Here is a 17,524-nt window from a genome sequence, read left to right as displayed (position 1 = left end):
GACGGTTACTAGCATTAAAGATGTACGGATGAGGTAAAGTTCAAAACTCAAATTTTAACTATGCGCGGCGCAATGGATTACCTGAGATCACTGCCATATTAGAAGCCAATCTCCCCTTGTGCTCTTGATGCCTGGTATCCAATTGAACGACTTGTACTCGGCAGCGCTCCATGCCAAGCAGGCATTTAAGGTGGACGATCATGTCAACAACGCTTGCGGCCTAAAGCAACGCAGCTAAAGAGCTAAATCGTATTTCCATCGCAGCCTAATATTGGCCAAGCCCACACCTATATAGATGCCCAACCGGTCAAGTCGTCTACCCACTAGCGTCCTGCCGCAGGGTGGACGTGAGTGAACTTGCAGCACGTTCTAATGTTTAACGTTATTGCTTAACAACTATGTTTATCTCATGCTCCGAAACGATGACCATAACCGCAGGCAAGCCATCAGCACTCATTCTTTGATGCAAGGTCGCTATCAACTTTTCGTCGTCAACACTCGCCCTTGCCGAAGAGCCAGGCGGATGGGAATGCCAATCGCCTACGTAATCAACCACCCGCGCAGTCAATTGCTGCACCCTTTCTAATGCCTCCCGTTGTCCTTCCTTGCCGCGGATGAAATGAGTAGGGCTGGATTCGCTGTCGGATGGCGCAGGTAGCACATCAACAAGAGTGATGGTCCTGTTCTTGAAATCGGTGACACCGAGAATGGCACCACCGGTTTCATTTGGCAGCGCGCCCCTTCTGATGTCCTTAAGCTTCAGCCGAAGACCGTGGTCATACGTGACGGTCCAGCCCGCGGTAATTTCGCGCGTCACCGCAAACAATTCCACCTCGTGCGCATGAACGGCCCCTGAAGCCTCATCGGATGACCAAATACAGAGCCGGGCCTCCTCTTTAAGCACTGCCTGGCGAAGTTGGCGCGACAAGATCCCGGCATGTGCATGAATGCACTCATTGGACATGCGCACCGATATGTCCCGGCAACCGCCTCCCACCCAGCGGTCGCCGAAATGATGCTCGAGATGAGATTGCCCCCACTCACTGTTCAGGATCGCGCGGTAATACTGCCCCTCCAGGGCGTCGATTCGCTGCGTCCTGCTGGCGTCCTCCATGAGCATGACACTGGAGAGCCCCGAGGGAGTGAGGAACAAACTGATGGTTCGAGGTGCATCAGCGCGAACTGCCAAGCTACGAGGCGCTTCAAAGGTGGTGGTGACATCCACCACTAGCTGCGCGTCTCGAAGCGCCTGAACCACATCCCCATCTTCCTCGACAACGCTCTTGGCGATGGCAGTCGGGGCGGGCTCATGCGGATAGATGTACGTCGCCAGCTCCTGCACAACCGCGGTCTTCGACAAACCCAGGTGGCCATCGAACCCCCATTGCCGGACCAGATTGTGCGGCATCAACTGATCAGGATCGATAAATGTCCATTGCCCCCAGCCCGAGCGCACCCAGATATCAGCCAAAGTGCTTCCCAAGGCCCCGACACCGGCCAATACGCCTTTAAAAACGGCGGTATCATGGTCAATTGCAGACAGATCTCGCGCATTCTTGGCGTCCATCCCGGGACGAATTTCCACAGGTAACAGCGGAAGCTTCTGCCAGCCCGCACCGACCTGGCCATCCAGTGGCTGGAAGCGGAACTGCAGCCCCTCCCCGTCCTTTGGCCCTAAGATATCGAATGCACAGGCGAGCTCGTAGAGTGAAGTGCCTACTACATACCCCATAACATTAGGGCGCTCGTCGCGCCCATTGCGTAAGCGCGGTACCCACACCAGAATCAGCAGTGCCTCCCCTTTCCCGCTCGGCGGTTTGATGCCATTTGGTATGGCGTCGAAGGTGGTCTTTAGCAGCCGATCGGCCAACTCACTGCCCCACGACACCAGGTGTTCGTGCAGTGCGCCCAAGGTCTCGGGAAACATCACCACTGACTTGGCCTCGACTGGAGGGACCTCGATCGTCAGCATGCGGATGGCCTTCACCGACGATCCATCACTCTCAGGTACCGCCCTCCAAGTGATAGGCGGCCCTTTCTGGACCTCTTGAATCATCAACTTGCGGTCGACCGAGTTCGCATATTCGTAGTGATTGGCGGGAAGAATCAGCTGGTACGGGCTGAGATAAAAGAGCTGTTCCAGCGGTTGATCCTCCCGGTGAAGGCGCAGCTCGGATGACTCCTTAAGCCACCAGAATATCCGACGGAGGAATCGCTCTGCGGTCCAGCTGCGCTCTTCGGCACTCCACGCCGTTTCGTACAGGCAAAGTGTCCTTGGTGTGCCGGGCACCCAGGCATGTTGGTGTGACAGACTCGGAAAGTCTTTGCGCAATGTGCGAGCGACAATGGGGACCCTCCGCTCGGGATTGATTTCTATCGCCAACCGCTCTTTGCGCCGAATTCGCCCTGGGTTGCCCGCGTTGACTTCACCGTCACCCGCATCAATGACGATGTATTCCGAACGATCGTCGCCCTGCTCCGCAATACGCAATTCACGGATCGCAATGTGAGGATGTTTCTCACAGGCTTTTATCAGAGCCACGGTCGCTGGGTAGAGCGGCGCACTGGTCAGAGTGTCGGGTAACTCCCCCAGTTCGAAATATTCGATCATCGTTCAGGTGCACCCGCGCGCGGTGCCGCAGCTGCGGCGGTGCTTGCGGCAGCAGAAGCGATACCTACCGCGGCGATCCGGCTCACACTCCCATTGCTCGCGACCTCCAATTCGAGGACTGCGGCATCCTTCAAGTCCCCGGTACAGCCGAACCAGCCGTCCACCTCGTCGGTGATTTCGTCATACTCACGCTTGGCGCGGATGCTCGGTGGATCAACGGCATCGTCGAGAATTTTGTTGCTACTGGAAATGATGGTCGCACCGCCGCGTGCCTGACCGAGTGCCTTGCGCGCAGCATCGCAGAGTTGGGCGTTCTCCCGAAGGTCCGACCAGCTGTCGTACGAGAGCGATCTCCAAGAGCAGTGATGCGGCGCCAGCAGGAGATCGTACTCCAACACTTCCGGTGTATCTTGGAAGCGCTCCCACATACGCTCCCAAATCAGCACGCGCGCATCACCGCCTGTCAAAAAGCGCGTCTTGCGGCTCGAAAAAATGGAAGGCGAAATTTCCATGTTCATGACGATGCTGGAGTCATTTTTAGACAGCAGAGTCTCCAGCTCCTGATCATCTTCATGCGGCGCTGGCGCTAATAGGCGAGCGGAAAACAGCGATGAATACTCACCGTCAATTTTGTTGAAAGTATCGCCCGACCTTATCAGGATGGCGCCTAAATCATCGGTTTTGTCGTCATTGTCTTCACCCATGATGAGAATGCGATTGCCGCTGGTGGCATAACCATTTGCACGCCAGTGCGCCACGCGCCGGCGAGCTTCCGAATTGAAGGCGCGCGCATCGTCACACAAGGTGTGGTTCACCGAACGACGGCGGAAAATCAGCGGAGACGACCACAGTTCACGGATGATAATGCGCCGTTCTGAGCGCTCAAGATGGTCATCCGGATAGTCCTCCGGACGCCCCAGCCAGAAATGCTTGCGCAGGCCGCGGCAATGGTCCTGATCCGGATGGCTAAGCATAAAGGCGTCAACAAACGGACGCTGATCTTTGTCATACATCAACCGCTGACGCAGTGCGCCTGCAACGTCAGGCATATCATCGTCGGGGTCATCCGCTGAACTACGAATGTTGATGTCGGTCAGGATAGTTGTCACGCGTGTGTCCGCGAGCCGAACCAGAGTCATGTCGCCATTACCGACTTGAAAGAACGTAATTTTTGCTGCCATTGACGCCTCCTGGGCGGTTTCGCACGATTGAGTTCTGGCACCGCGAAGGCTAAGATACGTATAGAAAAACTACCCGTCTAGTAGTTATGCGGATAATTTTTATACGCATATAAAAAATCATGGAAAATCAATAACATGACCGAGCAGATCACCCGTACTGGCCGATGGGGTCAAGACCGAAGACTAGAGTTCATCGATTTCCGTCTGCTGTGGGAGGGACGATTGAATCGCTCCGACCTAACGACCTTTTTCAGAATCTCTGTTCCCCAAGCATCCTTGGACTTGTCCAGGTACCAGGAGCTTGCACCGGACAACCTGATCTACGATCGCACCCTCAAGACCTACGTCGCCTCACCCTTCTTTAAGCCGATTCTGGCCAGTTTTGACAGCAGTCAATATTTGAACGAACTGTTGTTGCGTGAGCACGGCACCGTTGCCCCGGGCGATAGCTTCATCGGTTGGGCGCCGCCCGTTGCTAGCCTCCCCTCGCCTACTCGCAAGGTCGAGCCTCACATACTTGTGAGTATGATTAGAGCGCTGCAAAGACAGCAGGCAGTAGTCTGCGATTACCGGTCCCTGACAAGTTTTGACGAAGCCGCGACCCGCACAATTTACCCCACTTCATTTGCCCATGATGGGTTTCGATGGCACATACGTGCTTATTGTTTTAAATCGTCAAAATACAAGGATTACGTGCTCGGTCGCATCATGCAGATCACAGAATCAATCGCTCCACCTGGCGAAGTTCCTCAGGATGTTGAATGGGAAACTTTCATTGATATCGTGATCGGCCCAAATCCTAATTATTCCAACCCCAAAAGATTAGCCATTGAACACGATTACCAAATGATCAACGGCGAGACAAAGATCCGCGCTCGTAAGGCCCAGTTGTATTATTTAACCCGGCGCCTAAATTTGGATATAACGCCTGATGAACCCCTTAAGGATTCGCAGCAAATCGTAATGTTACGAATTGAAGAATGCGCCGCATCCGGACAGTAGGCCAATAATGATGAGCCCTGCTCGCTGGCGAGACCGCACCACGCCGAGACTGAATACTCCCTGAAGAGGTGGATAACGCAATCCCCGCGGTGTTGAAGGCAGAAATGCCCTTCGATGCGCCGGTGACCAATGCCACCCTTCCTGACAGTTCAAGACCCATCGGGTGTCTCCATTTTTAAGAATTGATCCAAGCCCGAAGTGCTCCGGTGGCTCAATTTATCAATTCTCCGGCGCGAGCCTTAGACCGGAAAAATGGATACCATCCATTCCGAGTTGGAACAGGCCTGTCCTCCTGATCCCCCCTGTCATGCCCAGCCGCAGCGGGGGGTGGGACCTGGGCGTCAGCTGGTGCGCGTTGACTGTCGACGGCGTGAACACCCTGCAGATCATTGAGGATCCTGTGACGTTGCAGGGGGGGCGCAGCGTACCTTGCCCCTCCTGTGCCTTACTTGGTCTCACCTGGTCGCGTGGTGTTTCGCGATGGCTTGGATGGCCTTCTTCGCCGAGAACTCTTTATCGGTTTTCGCGTCGGAATTGAATCGAACGACAAAAGCTTGTGTTGTTCCCCCCTTACCACCCACACCCCTTCCGACATTGCGCACGTAAAAAACTATGGGTGAGGCTGGTACTGGCCAATCCGTGTACTCACAATATTTGAGGTAAAGCTCACGCAGCAATTCGAACTCCTGCGGCTGGGTGATATCGGCCGCAGAGGCGCTGTATTTGTCGCGCAGGGCATAAAAGTAAGCTTCCGCTTCCTTCTGTGACTCAAATGTGTGATCAAGCAAGACAAGTTAGTTGGCCACCTTAACTCCTTAGAAACATTGAAGGATTCCTGGGAAACACCTCAAACGGGCCGGTCGGCCCAGAAGGCCACGGGCCCTATGCGGTCAGGGCCCGGCGTGTGCCTTACTGCCGGTCGCCTGCAGAAGTATCGTCCTTGCGCACCTCGGAAGCTCTCGACTTATCGATGCCCCAGACGGCTTTGGCCACCTCTTCGATTTTGGCGACAAACTTGTCGACATTCAGTCCCGCAATGAATGCCAGGGCAAAAAAACCGATTTCACTGGCATCACTTTTAGCGCTGGATTCAAGGACCAACAATCCAGCCTTTAAAAACAGGTAGCTGACTGCGCCGGCAACAATGCTGGTGATCGGTCGAATGAAATACCAAACATGCCAATCGGGATCCCAACGTTTGTGCACACATTTGTTGAGATACACCGCTCTTAAGCAGTACAGGCATCCCCCAACGCATGCAATGGCCCCACACATCAGCGGCACCCTCAGCACCTCGTAGGGTTGGCTCAGCCAACCCAATGCCATCGCGCCAATGGAATACGTCGCCAAAAACAACAGCAGTACCAGATAAAGCGGGATAATGAACAGCATGAGATTGGTCGTGACTCTCGAAGTAGGATCGGTCAATTTTCTTGCTCTTCTGGATAAGCCGTCTGGGGCACCGCCGACCACCCTACTCGCTGATTGCCGTTGAACCACAGAATGTCGGTGCCCTCCGTGGCTGCGAAATGCGCGCCCCGGTGCATCATCGCACGCACTACCGACTTTCGCGGATGGTCTTCATCCGCCTTTGCGGAACTGCAGATCGCCGACCACACCGGCTCATCCGGCAGCGACGGTAGTCGTTCCCCCAGCCACCGATCTAACACCTCGGTGGACACATTATGCCGGCCACCGTGATGCGGCACCTGAAACAACTCGAGCCCGGGCAACGCCAAACCGACATGGGGGGCGAAGTCCGCTGCTTCGGTCAGCCCTTCGCGGCCGGTGTCGCCGGTCAACAGGATTTTCGATTCATTGATTTTTGCGTATTGAACGACGCTCATTTCATTTTCACTGCTCGTACCGGCAGCTGGAAAATACTCATTGCCCCAAACCGATTTCACCAGGTTTGTCAATGCTCGAAACGCTTTGGCAATGCCCTCGAAAGACTCGCCGATCACCGAGGCCTCCTCGGCTTCCGGCGTTTTTTCGGACTCCACGATCAAGTCCAAATATCGGCGGCGAGAAGGCGCCAGCACGTGGAAGGCACCGATACGCTGGCCCTGTAGTGGGCTGTAGATTGGGATATTTCGCGCTAGGGCAATCGCTTCGAGCGTTGCGCTGGCGGAATACACCGACCTCAACTTTCGCTCCAGTGCGTCGGCAGAGGTATAAGTCGCGAAACGGGGCAGCAGCTCTGCGGCGTACTGCCAGGGTCGATTGAGCCATAGTGCTCCCACACTGCAATTTTCAAGCACCGCTCTCAGGCCATTGGCGTGGTCACGATCGGGGTGGGTTAGCACGACATGGTCGATCCGCGTTGTTCCATAATGCTGTTGAAGGTGTTCGATAATCTGGGGGCCAGTGTCAATATAGCCCCCGTCCACCACGTGTACTTGGGTGGTGCCGTTGATGGTGTAACGCACCGTAATGGCATCGCCGCTTTTCGAGGTTTCGACGCCGATAAAGTCAATCTCAACACTGTCCGCCACGTCCTTGCGCTCCCTTCGTGCTTAATTGAGGTCGAGCCACATGCCAAGCATACTGGCCCTTTGACACGCTGCATCAGATTGGCCCAGCCCGTCAAGCCAATCGTCGTGCTGTACCCCACCAGCCTTGCCAGCCATGGGCTGGCTCATCCTGTTGTCTCCGCGTGCAGCGGACCACCCCATCGCCAATTTATCGCTGCGCCCGCCGGACAAAATAATTTCCGTGACCGCCCTTGAATAAGTTGGATCCAACCCTATGTTGTGCATGAGATAGTGGCCAGTGGCCGCCACCCAGTCAATGCCGCGCACTTAGACGGCCATTCCTCGTGAGCGCTGGTCGGCAGCAGAGACAACAACAAAAATTTGGAGCGCTTAAAATGGTGAACGGTATCGAAATTGACTTCTTGCCCGTGGGGGAAGGTAAACACAGTGGCGACGCGATCGCAGTTCGTTGGCGCGAGGATGATCAATACAAAATCCTGATTTATGACGGTGGCACCAAGGCCTACGGCGCTGACCTGGTCGAGCATGTCAAAAAACACTTCAACTCGCATTACGTCGATTACTTGGTCAATTCGCATCCGGACAATGACCATGCGGGGGGATTGCTGCACGTCCTGGAGAACCTGACGGTAGGCCAACTGTGGATGCACCGCCCTTGGGCGTACAGCAACGAGATTCGCCATTATTTCCACGATGGTCGGATCACCAACGACAGCCTTGCCGAGCGCCTGAAGCAAAAAATGTCGGCCGCGAATGCCCTGGAAAAAGCCGCGCTGGAGCGAGACATTCCGATCCACGAACCGTTCGCCGGCAGCCAGATCGGGATTTTTACGGTGTTGTCACCCACCCGAGACCATTATGTCCACGGACTAGTCCCCCAGTTTGAAAAATCCCCTGAGCTCAAGAAAGAAGAGAGTACCGCGGCCTCTTTCTTCGACATGATCAAGGAAGCGGCCGGGTATGTTGCCGACATGTGGGACAGGGAATATCTGCCCGATACGGTAACGACCTCGGCTGAAAATGAAAGCAGCGCAATCCTGTTTGCCACCGTCGGGAAAGGCGGTTACCTGCTGACCGGGGATGCGGGCATCGAGGCCCTGCGCGCCTGCGCGGACTTTGCCAGCAGCATTGGTATTGATTTGCCCCAGCGTGTCAGCTTTGTGCAGATTCCCCACCATGGCGGTCGGCACAACGTGTCCACCGAGACCTTGAATATGATCGTGGGCGAGCCGCTGCAGAACACTCCGGATCAACCCTCACGGACGGCCTATGTGTCAGCGGCCGCTAACGCCCCGCGGCACCCGAAGAAGGTTGTTACCAATGCATTCCTTCGTCGCGGCTTTCGCGTTGGCCAGACCAAGGGGCGGGCAATTTCTCATTTCACCCAGGGCACACCGAAGCGTGAAGGCTGGGGGCCGATCACCTATCTGCCGTTTTATGAGGAAGTCGAAGAATGACGGTCAGTACGGGGGCATCCATTGCCAAGGCCATCGGTCAGTTCTCCGATCCCTACGAACGACAGGCACGTCTGTACCCTGCGCTCCTGACCCTGTCGCCGGTGATCGTGCTGGTGTTCTCGCTGTACAGCGAGAAGCTCGGGGTGCTCAGCACATTGGTTTCCGCGTTGATCGTCTGCGGTCTGCTGTATCTACTGGCTGATTTTGCCCGACGTGGCGGAAAAGCCAAGGAGCCCGCGCTGTGGAAGAACTGGGGGGGCATGCCCAGTACCCAGGTATTGCGCCATCGGGAAAACACCACCTTCGACGTGGCCTCTCTCCAGCGTTATCACGCCATTCTTGCGAAGAAGATGGGCGCTCGCTTCCCCCCCCCCCCCCCCCCCCCCCCAACGCAGGTGAGGAAGCCGCCGATCCGCAAGCGGCGGACGCCCTCTATACTTCCGCGGGAAATATGCTGCGCAATGCCACACGTGATACCAAGCAATTCGGCCTGTTGTACAAGGACAACATCTCCTACGGCTTCCGCCGCAATGCTTTCGGATTGCGGTGTGTCGCGATCAGCCTGTGTTTGGGCAGTCTGGTCTGGGTGGGGGTTCGACACGGCCTGAATAGTTGGGTAATCCGCTTCCAGGCGGCGGCGACACCGGAATCGTTGCTCAATGGTGGGGAGCTGACATCGGTTGCAGTGTCGCTGGCCATGCTGTTTTTGTGGCTGAGGTATTTCACCGAACAGTCCGTACGTGAGGCTGCTTTCTCCTACGCACGCACTCTCGTCCTGACCTGCGAAGCCTGGGCGCCGAAGCCACGAGCGGCACGCGCCACGGCAGAAAAATCCGCATAGACCCGGGCACTCCCTTTAGCAGGGGGCGAAAGCCGCTTGCTAAAGCTGAGCAATGCCACAGACGTGTTGTCCCGACACAGGGCGCCGGCCCGGCAGCCTTCCCCCTTCCGGTTACAATTCGCGAACACCTGTCCCCTGCCCCAAGCGGAAAAAGCCGCCCCCCCGCATCGGCCGTGCGGGTTGGCGACCCGGAGTAGAGTGGGGGCTGGAGCCGTGGATCCTTTTTAACATTGGCCTGCTCGAGGAGCTGCTGCAAACCTGCGATCCGGGCGTTCCCAGGCGCGAAACGGCGATCCAGCTCCACTCAGCCATGTTGAGTTCAAGCATTGAGCATTAACACCGAGGTGATGCTGAAGCGAAACTACGCGGCTACAACCCCACACCACGCAGGGGGCGGCGTAGATCAAATGAATCGCTGCCGTGCCCAAAGGTGTGCAGACAGCAGGCCGACAACGGTCAGATGTCCGAACGACAAAATATCAAAAGCCGCACAAATATGTTGCAGCGGCCAAAGCCGTTGAGCGAGCATCCGGGCGTTCGTTCTGGCTTGGCCGAGACGGCCGCGAGCACATTCGATCCTGCATAAAATGGACGAAATGGCCTGGCTCGAGGTCGGGCCGGCAACGCGTTATTCGATGCCTTCCTCGGCAACCGAGGGTGTGAAATTCCGCATCTGGTACATCATGTTCGCGTGCAAGCGGGCTGCTTCGTCGATGCTCAGCAAATCGATTCTGCCGTTGGGCAAACACCGCACTTGGGTAAGGCTTTCAGTGCCTCGTAGCCCTTTGGCAAAGTGTATAAGTCCCATGCGGCACTGTTCCGCCGAGTAGCCCAAACGCGCTTCAAAATCCGCCCGCGTCAGCGGTGTCGCATAAGATGTCAGCATGTCATCGCCCTCTAAACATCTTGCAGAATTGCCCGCACATTCCCGTTGACTCGCAGCGCCCAGACGATGTTCCAGCCTGGAGGAAGCGTGAGTGCTCCCCTCTGTACGGCGAGCAGTGCGGCCTCGTATCGACGACTGCAGCCGGTACTCGTAACACTGCTGCCATCGCGCCAATGGTACCTGATTGTTGCAGAGGGGCTGGCCCCGATCAGTTGGGTGAAACTGTGAGTAGGCACCGCCGGACTGAGCGAGGCAAAGTACGCGACAACTGGCTGAGCCCTGACACTGATCGCCATTTGCTGATCAGGGGTATCGGGTGGCAGCTCCGTTGATTTAAATCCATAGCCTGAGCGATACGGCGTTTGTCTGGGATCAGGAGAAACCAGATGCGGGACAAGTTCAATGAACGCGGTTTCCCCTTCCAACTCCACGAAGCACTGGAGATCCAGAAACACCAAATCGTCGCAAGCGGGTCGATAGTCCTGCTCGTCACCATTTTCCAGTGCGGTCACGAGGCCAGAGAGCAATCGGTTACCGTCCTTGGGCGCGGCAATGGTGCTCGGATTGTAGGTGCGCAGCGCCGCTTCGATGGAGAGCAGCCTGTCCACAGGCATGGGGCGAAACAATGCCGCGTTCAAGGCGTAGCGCAGTTTACCAGCCCAACGATCCGTGGAGAGATGGTCCGGCTCTCGAAAACTCTGCGCAGTTTTCATTTCCAGCTGCTGTGCCATATCAATAGAGAGCGGTCGACAGGTATCGGCTAGCACAGTGCCAAGCTGCGTCAGCGACGCTTCCGTGAGGGCACCGAGCTCTGCCAGTGTATGCCAGAGTTCGTGGAGCTCCTGTGGAAAGAACTCAGGTACTGCAGGCGACTGGGCAGACGCTGGAACAGGGCCGTCAGCGCAAATTGCGCGCATCGCCAACGCCACGCTAGCTGCAGTCGCGCAGCCTTGCTCACTCGCCCGCTGGGCGATACGCAGAAGCGTGGCAAACCGTGCTACGTGACGACATTCTGCTACAACCTCAGCGATGATGAGGTGTGGTGCTAAGCGTTGCCACAACACCGCCGGATTGCGGCAGGACAGCACGTCGAGAACGGCAGCAGCGATGTCCGACCGGTTGCGCGGATCCATTGAAAAGGCAAGTTTCACCACTTGGGCAAACCAGGTGTCATCCCTTGAGGACAGCCAGAGCAGCATGGCCGCGCCGCTGTCGCGGCGTTCCCAGGCCGGATGATCAAGGGTCCAGAGCAACAGTTCAAAAAGCGCTTCGTTGGCCTCGATCTCGCAGCGGTCAAGGTAGTCGAACGCTGCAGTCGACGCCTCTCCCACCATTTGTCCGACATGCTCAATGGCGATGTCAAGCAAGGCAACCTGTTGTGGCGCCGCTACCTTGTTGGCCACGACGTCAATGAGGTGCGATGCGATGCGCCATCGCTGCACGTGGCGCTCCTCGAGCAACAGCGGGCCATAAAGACGGGCCAACTCGTTGCCGTCTTGTACCTCGGCGATGATCAGCCGCTCCGCCGCGGTGCCGGTATGGTTGTTCGACCAGATGGACCATCCTCCCGCTTGGAGGTTGCGCAGGACTTCGATACAGGCGTTGACTGCCGCGTTCGAATTACCTCGGCGCAGGAGCGAGCGCGCCGCCGCTAGATCTTTGCGGGCCTGCTCTTCAACCGACACTTTGCCGAACAGACCTGGGCGGTAGAGCTCGTCCGCAAGGGAATCAACCTGATCTGGCTGTATCTCAGGGCTACCCGTCGCCTTTTCTGCCGCCCGAGGTTGCGCAGACTCAAAACCAAACATGGAGGCGAGTTGCGCAAGGCGCTCCTGTCCTACGCGCGCCTCGGTCTCTTCCAGCAAGCGGGCAAGGTCAGCGTTGATAGCGGCGGACAAGGGGAGGACCGACTCCCTCAACAGCATCCACGCACGTTCAGCGCGCATGCCTTGAACCAGGACCCGGATTCGCCGTGTCGCCCAGGCCACATCGTCTGGCTCAACTTCCAGTGCAGTGATCATGAGCGCGTACTCTCGTCCCCAGTCGCCCAGGTGTCGCTCATCACCATGCAGGTACACCTCAAGCAGCGCCCAGCGCAGCCGCCAGTCCGCCTTGCTCGGCACCTGGCGAAGCAAGGCGAGCATGGCCGCCTGCTCCTCCAGCGCGCCGCCCGGGAATCGCATGCCAACCAGCGGTGATACCCTGTCCAGATCACCGGCCGCCGCTTGTGCCAATAGTTGCGCCAGCGACCCGCAAGACTGATGCTTGAAATACTGAACGGCACCAGCGTACAACGAACGCCGGCAGAGTTGAGAGATGAAGCTGCCCTTGTCTGCCCGAACATACCGCTGAAACGTCATCTCCCCGCTGGCTCGTTCCAGGTAAGCCGCAATTTGTGCCTGCGCTGTCGGGGGCACCTTCAGCTCGATCGGGAGGGATTCAAGCGTACTGGACATCAGGGACAACTGATCCTCCTTGTACCAGCTTGGGCCCATCGAAAAACGCAGTGCCAACTGATACGTTTGGAAAGCCTGTTCGGTCGCGTCCAATCGCGTCAGCAGGGGGACAATGCGCAATAGCTCGGGTATCAGCTCGTATCGGTTCTCGACATTTGCCGCGACGTAGTCTCGCCAGCGGATGATCAGGTTGAAGAGCGCGTCCGCCGTGTCCACCGTTAACTCGGCGCTGACGAACTGCCCCGCGACACCCGCGAGCGCCTGGCGGAAACCTTCGTTGTAGAGGCCGAACTGGTGATCAAACGCCGCTTCAAGCACCTGAATGAACACACCTGACCGCAGGGGAAAGCAGTCCAGTATCAGTTTTGCTAAACGCTCGTACAGAACAGGGATGATGGTCTCCGGAATGCTGTAGGCGCCTTGCCACAGGATCCGAGAGGCGAGGGGAATGGCCCAAGCCGGTAAAATCACATCAGTTACGCAGGACCATACCTGATCGACAGTGGCGTGATCCGCCTCGGCCGTGGCCCTGCGCGCGGTACCATCAGCCCAGGCGATGGCCGCAGCAATCGAGCGCAATGGGCCTTCCCAGTCATGCGGCTGGATCGGGTGGACCACCGGCTGTAGCTGGGTGTCATCGAGGAAATACCGGGCACGCAGCTGCCGATACGACTCGTGGAAACCCTTCCGATCGGGGTCGGCACAGTTGGTTTTATACAAGGCCAGCGGTTGCGGGGTGTCGGCAATGCCCACTGTGCACCTTCGTACCAGCGGCCGAGTGGCCCCCGTCTCAATCAGCGTATCGACAACGACGAAGCGCAGATCCTGGGGTTGCTGTAGTGTCTGGCTGACCGCTTCCAAATCCTCCAACAGCAAGTTGATACTCTCCCGGGCCAGGCGAACACCATACAGGCGGGAGTTCATTTCGGCGAAGACCAGCGTGTGGAGCAGCGAGTGCAGGATCTGCTCGGGATCGGTGTTAGGGAGTCTGAGCTGCAGGAGCGACGTAAACTGTCCGCGCAGACAAAGCAGCGCGCCGCTCAGGTTACCTGTGAGCTGTAACAGAACTTCATTTTGCTCTTCGACGGAAAACGGACTATGCGGGGCGCGCACGAATTGATGCACGATCGCGTTAAGGAAGCGCTTCACTGGCGGCTGTCCACCCGCTGCTACGGCTAAAGCAAAGCCGTGCAAGCGCAGTTGGATCGTCTCGATGAGCCGATCAGTCTCGATGCTACCCTTGGATTGCCACTGTTCAAATACCGCATTCAGCGACAGCTGAACCTTATCCAGCAGGGTTTGCGCTTCGCGCTGGCGGCCCTTGCGCGTCAGCGCATGGACGACTGTAAACGCTTCGTGCGCGCTCACAATCAGGCGACCATTGCGAATGACATGGCGCAGTGCTTCATCGGTTTTGTCGAGCGCCAGCAGAGCCAGCGCCACCCGCTCGGCTGACTGGGTAAACAGGGTGTCGTAGCGAAAGGTCAATCGTTGTGACAGCAGCAGCAAACGGACCATGTCGGTGGCCATACCGATACGCGTCGCGGCGGCGAGCGCATGATCGATGTCGCCAAGGAGTACATCGGGCTCTGAGCCCAGCACAACGGCGGCGTCCACCCATGTTTGCTGACATTCTCCGATGGCCAGCAGTTGTGCCTGCTTTCCACCCAGCAGGCCGTGATAGACCCTGTTCAGCTGTCCGTAGTCGCCACTCTCCGCAGTCACGCAGAAAGTCGCCAGCCGCTCCTGCAGGCGCTGGTTTATGGCTGAGGTCTTGTGCGCTACAAACTCCGAAAAGGATGGATGATAGATCTCGGTGTTACCCGTTCGAGAAAGCAAGTGCTGGATCCGGGCCAGTGTGGCGATGTAGACGGCGCTCTCGGCGGGCAGCAGCATGACGCTCAGGTCTGCTGTGGAAATCCCCCAACGGAGCCGGGCAATGATCCCCAGCAGATTGATCGCGTCGGGGTCCGGCAGGAGTTGTCCCCAGAGCGTCTCGTAATAATCCTGAATGGCGCCACTGAAGGCGGGCAATCGAGCAATATCGGCTTCGCTAGCGCCACCGTTCACCAGATCCGCCAGGTAATGGAGGTACAGCGGGTGGCCCACGGCCCGCTCACACAGCAGGGCCACCAGCGTCGACGTCGCTACACCCGGGTCGAGCAACTCGATGCACAACGCGTGCTGACTGTCGTGATCAAGGGCCGGCAGGGTCAAGCGCCCCGCGCTCTGCAGCAGGGGGCCGATGCTGCTGGCATGCGCTTCCAAGCCAACCCCGGTAATGACGATCACGAGCCCGCGAGGCAAAACCGAGGGTAGTAAGCCGACAAAACGCTGCAGACTATCCGTGCTCACCCCGACAGCTTCGTTCAGGCCGTCGATAAACAGCACCCCGACCTTGTCGGCAGCGGCGTGCCGATGGGCCAGCGCGTTGAGCACTTCATGGGTCTGCTGGATCAGATCAGGGTAGGACAGCTCCCGCAACCTGGCCGGCTTCCCGCTCACTTGCAGCGACAATAACGAGTTGATCCAGTCAAAGAATACTTCCGGCTGAGCCTGGTGCGCGGGCGTTATTCCTCGACCTCGCTCCGAAAGCGCGTACACCCCGAGCACTTCGAGTGGCTGGGTGCGCGGTGCAAACTGCCTGCAGTAGGTCGACTTGCCAATACCGTGCGCGCCCTCCACCCAGAGGTAACCGCCGTTCAGGCTCGCCAGGCGGCTTTCAAAAAGCTCGTCAAACTCCGGGCGAGCGCCATGCGGCGCGCTCTGCTCGGCATCGACAAGGAGTTCAGGCAGCACGCCGTGGGCCTCAAGGAATGGACGCAACTGGTCGATGCTCAGCGCAGCGAGCGCCGTGTCGACATTCAGCCGCAGCATGCCGCGACAAACGCGGCCGGTCATGAGCGCCGCGCCTGACAGGCCTTGATAATCGGAGAGGTGGGATCCTGGAGCGACCGACAGGTCGAGGTCCACTCCGTGCACCCGTTCGCTCAATATCTGCTGGACTTCACCGTTGAGGGCATGACCAATATCAACCTTGGTCGTCGGATAGCCGAACGCGTACCACTTTGCACCCACCCGGGGCAGGCTGCCGTCCAGTGGAATCGGCTCAATGTCCAAGGGCGCAGGCAGGCGCAGCAGGCATACATCGAGATCGTCGTCCAGCGCTTCAACCACCACAGCATACTGATTCGCAGCAGTACCAGTCCCGAAGCGGGCTGTGAGGGGGCCGCCTGCCGCCGCAGTGGCTTTGACGCAATGCAGCGCCGTCAGCACGAGCGAGGGTGTAATCAGCCAACCGGTCCCTACATCCTCGCTACCGATAATCATGCAGGTGGCTTGTTTGACAGCTTCATCCATCACAGCTGGGCTTCTCCAAGGTCAATCCATTCGCCTTCAACCACGTGAACGCTAAAACGCGCTCCGGATTTCGATGAGTAGTTGCGCAACCGTCGTGAGGCTGCGGTTTCATAGTTGAAATACAGCATGCGTTCGAAAGACGCTGGCCGGTCGACGATTTCTTTCAGTACTTCGAAATGCGGATGACCATGCCTTCCCTTGCCATTGGTGGAAATCAGAAAGCATGGGGCGTCCACCAAAGCCAACAGCTCCACACTGGTGTTGTGATAACTCCCATGGTGAGCGATCTTGATGGCGTCAAACAACAAGGGCCCCGACTCTGGCTGCCGGCACTTCAGTTCTTCGACCATGTCTTCGGCCCAGGCATCACCTAACAACAGCACGGTTGACCGCCCCGCCGTCAACAACAGTGCAATGGAACTGCCATTGGCAATCCACGTGTCGGCCTTGTACACCTGCGCCAACGACAGCTCCTGATTTGCAGCAATCGGTTGAATGCCCGCAGAAACTGGTTGTTGAGCAGCATGGGCACACCACATCTCATAGGCATCGTCCACCAGATCGCTGCTTTGCGCTGCACCTCGATAGCCGAACTTCTGCATGTCTTTGAGCCAGAAGGTGCGAAGACTTTCCAGCCGCGCGACGCTAGGGCCCAGCACGGCAAGCTGTACTGTATGCGGCAGGTCGAGTGTCGCGCAGCGGCGGTCTATGCAGCGAGATCCGTCACCGAAATTCCAGTGATAACCCTGGCTTCTGAGGAGCTTGGCTAGCGAACTGCCCTGGCGCGCACTGATCGGATCGGCCGCCTGCTCGGGAGGTACGGGGAAACCTCGTCGCTTTATGGCTTCAAGCACCGTGGTATCTTCAGTCAGGCTTGGCCCGGTGGCAGGGCACGATAAGGAGCGCAGACTGTTATGCCAGACCTCGTCGACGTCGATGCCTCGGTTGCCAGGACCGCCATTGGTCGAAAAGAAGGTCAGCAGCCCACCGATGTGATCGGCGTCGATATGGGTGCATACCACCAGGCTGAGACGCCCGCCCTGTCGTGACAATTCCGCCAGATCCTGAGCAATGTAGTCGGTGTAGGTACTGGCATACCCGCCATCAATCAGCAAGTGATTGCCATTGGCATTGACGAGAAACGCATCACCTTTATTTGCCGGATACATCTTCAGTTTCAGCATACTGCCCAACAGACGTCCGATTAGGGCTGCACAGTCTAAGGGACGGCGGCT

Annotated in this window: 11 protein-coding genes; 3 read left to right on the top strand and 8 right to left on the bottom strand. The window is 57.6% G+C overall.

The window, feature by feature from the left end:
- Positions 1–382: 382 nt before the first annotated feature.
- Both AB4O35_RS20485 and AB4O35_RS20480 read right to left on the bottom strand, forming a co-directional pair.
- Positions 383–2,611, bottom strand: a complete 2,229-nt coding sequence (locus tag AB4O35_RS20485) for a ThiF family adenylyltransferase (protein ID WP_460149243.1) — start codon at positions 2,609–2,611, stop codon at positions 383–385.
- Positions 2,608–3,792: a ComEC/Rec2 family competence protein gene (locus tag AB4O35_RS20480; protein ID WP_020302113.1), complete on the bottom strand. Its 1,185-nt coding sequence runs from the start codon at positions 3,790–3,792 to the stop codon at positions 2,608–2,610. Before AB4O35_RS20480 ends, AB4O35_RS20485 begins: the two co-directional genes overlap by 4 nt.
- 135 nt (positions 3,793–3,927) lie before the next feature.
- Here AB4O35_RS20480 and AB4O35_RS20475 point away from each other — a divergent pair, with 135 nt between their 5' ends.
- Positions 3,928–4,794 (top strand): WYL domain-containing protein, encoded by an 867-nt coding sequence (locus tag AB4O35_RS20475; RefSeq protein ID WP_460149241.1) that lies wholly within the window; start codon positions 3,928–3,930, stop codon positions 4,792–4,794.
- A gap of 455 nt (positions 4,795–5,249) precedes the next feature.
- Here the strand turns inward: AB4O35_RS20475 and AB4O35_RS20470 are convergent, their stop codons facing one another.
- The 3 genes from AB4O35_RS20470 to AB4O35_RS20460 all read right to left on the bottom strand — a co-directional run bounded on the left by AB4O35_RS20470 (position 5,250) and on the right by AB4O35_RS20460 (position 7,289).
- Complete coding sequence (locus AB4O35_RS20470) at positions 5,250–5,582, bottom strand: hypothetical protein (RefSeq protein WP_460149239.1); 333 nt, start codon at positions 5,580–5,582, stop codon at positions 5,250–5,252.
- Between the two features lie 121 nt (positions 5,583–5,703).
- Positions 5,704–6,186: an MFS transporter gene (locus AB4O35_RS20465; protein WP_214917768.1), complete on the bottom strand. Its 483-nt coding sequence runs from the start codon at positions 6,184–6,186 to the stop codon at positions 5,704–5,706.
- A gap of 32 nt (positions 6,187–6,218) precedes the next feature.
- Positions 6,219–7,289 (bottom strand): ComEC/Rec2 family competence protein, encoded by a 1,071-nt coding sequence (locus AB4O35_RS20460; protein ID WP_460149237.1) that lies wholly within the window; start codon positions 7,287–7,289, stop codon positions 6,219–6,221.
- Positions 7,290–7,663: 374 nt separating this feature from the next.
- On the opposite strand from AB4O35_RS20460, the gene AB4O35_RS20455 reads away from it, so the two are divergent.
- Both AB4O35_RS20455 and AB4O35_RS20450 read left to right on the top strand, forming a co-directional pair.
- Positions 7,664–8,746 carry a ComEC/Rec2 family competence protein gene (locus AB4O35_RS20455; RefSeq protein WP_460149235.1) on the top strand — a complete coding sequence of 361 codons (1,083 nt, stop codon included), beginning with the start codon at positions 7,664–7,666 and terminating at the stop codon, positions 8,744–8,746.
- Positions 8,747–9,197: 451 nt separating this feature from the next.
- Positions 9,198–9,587 carry a hypothetical protein gene (locus tag AB4O35_RS20450; RefSeq protein WP_460149234.1) on the top strand — a complete coding sequence of 130 codons (390 nt, stop codon included), beginning with the start codon at positions 9,198–9,200 and terminating at the stop codon, positions 9,585–9,587.
- 628 nt (positions 9,588–10,215) lie between these two features.
- Here AB4O35_RS20450 and avs1c read toward each other — a convergent pair.
- From avs1c to avs1a, 3 genes are read right to left on the bottom strand one after another with little or no spacing between them, the layout of a single operon-like run.
- A complete protein-coding gene (gene avs1c, locus AB4O35_RS20445; protein WP_052963206.1) occupies positions 10,216–10,473 on the bottom strand; it encodes an AVAST type 1 anti-phage system protein Avs1c in 258 nt (85 codons plus the stop codon).
- An 11-nt stretch (positions 10,474–10,484) separates the two neighbouring features.
- Positions 10,485–16,289, bottom strand: a complete 5,805-nt coding sequence (gene avs1b, locus AB4O35_RS20440; RefSeq protein WP_460149232.1) for an AVAST type 1 anti-phage system protease Avs1b — start codon at positions 16,287–16,289, stop codon at positions 10,485–10,487.
- Entirely contained in the window at positions 16,289–17,473 is a 1,185-nt protein-coding gene (gene avs1a, locus AB4O35_RS20435; protein ID WP_460149231.1) for an AVAST type 1 anti-phage system MBL fold metallo-hydrolase Avs1a, read from the bottom strand. The genes avs1b and avs1a overlap by 1 nt, the downstream gene beginning before the upstream one ends.
- Between the last annotated feature and the right edge of the window lie 51 nt (positions 17,474–17,524).

The organism is Pseudomonas sp. H1_A03 (genome assembly GCF_054685145.1).
The sequence above is the reverse complement of the archived record's forward strand: the minus strand, read 5'-3'. Positions and strand labels throughout refer to the sequence as shown.

What these genes read in the sequence shown, in the direction of transcription:
- AB4O35_RS20485 (WP_460149243.1), bottom strand. Translation starts at nt 2,611, where the DNA reads ATGATCGAATATTTCGAACTGGGGGAGTTACCCGACACTCTGACCAGT.
- AB4O35_RS20480 (WP_020302113.1), bottom strand. Translation starts at nt 3,792, where the DNA reads ATGGCAGCAAAAATTACGTTCTTTCAAGTCGGTAATGGCGACATGACT.
- AB4O35_RS20475 (WP_460149241.1), top strand. Translation starts at nt 3,928, where the DNA reads ATGACCGAGCAGATCACCCGTACTGGCCGATGGGGTCAAGACCGAAGA.
- AB4O35_RS20465 (WP_214917768.1), bottom strand. Translation starts at nt 6,186, where the DNA reads ATGCTGTTCATTATCCCGCTTTATCTGGTACTGCTGTTGTTTTTGGCG.
- AB4O35_RS20455 (WP_460149235.1), top strand. Translation starts at nt 7,664, where the DNA reads ATGGTGAACGGTATCGAAATTGACTTCTTGCCCGTGGGGGAAGGTAAA.
- AB4O35_RS20450 (WP_460149234.1), top strand. Translation starts at nt 9,198, where the DNA reads ATGCTGCGCAATGCCACACGTGATACCAAGCAATTCGGCCTGTTGTAC.
- avs1c (WP_052963206.1), bottom strand. Translation starts at nt 10,473, where the DNA reads ATGCTGACATCTTATGCGACACCGCTGACGCGGGCGGATTTTGAAGCG.
- avs1b (WP_460149232.1), bottom strand. Translation starts at nt 16,289, where the DNA reads ATGGATGAAGCTGTCAAACAAGCCACCTGCATGATTATCGGTAGCGAG.
- avs1a (WP_460149231.1), bottom strand. Translation starts at nt 17,473, where the DNA reads ATGCTGAAACTGAAGATGTATCCGGCAAATAAAGGTGATGCGTTTCTC.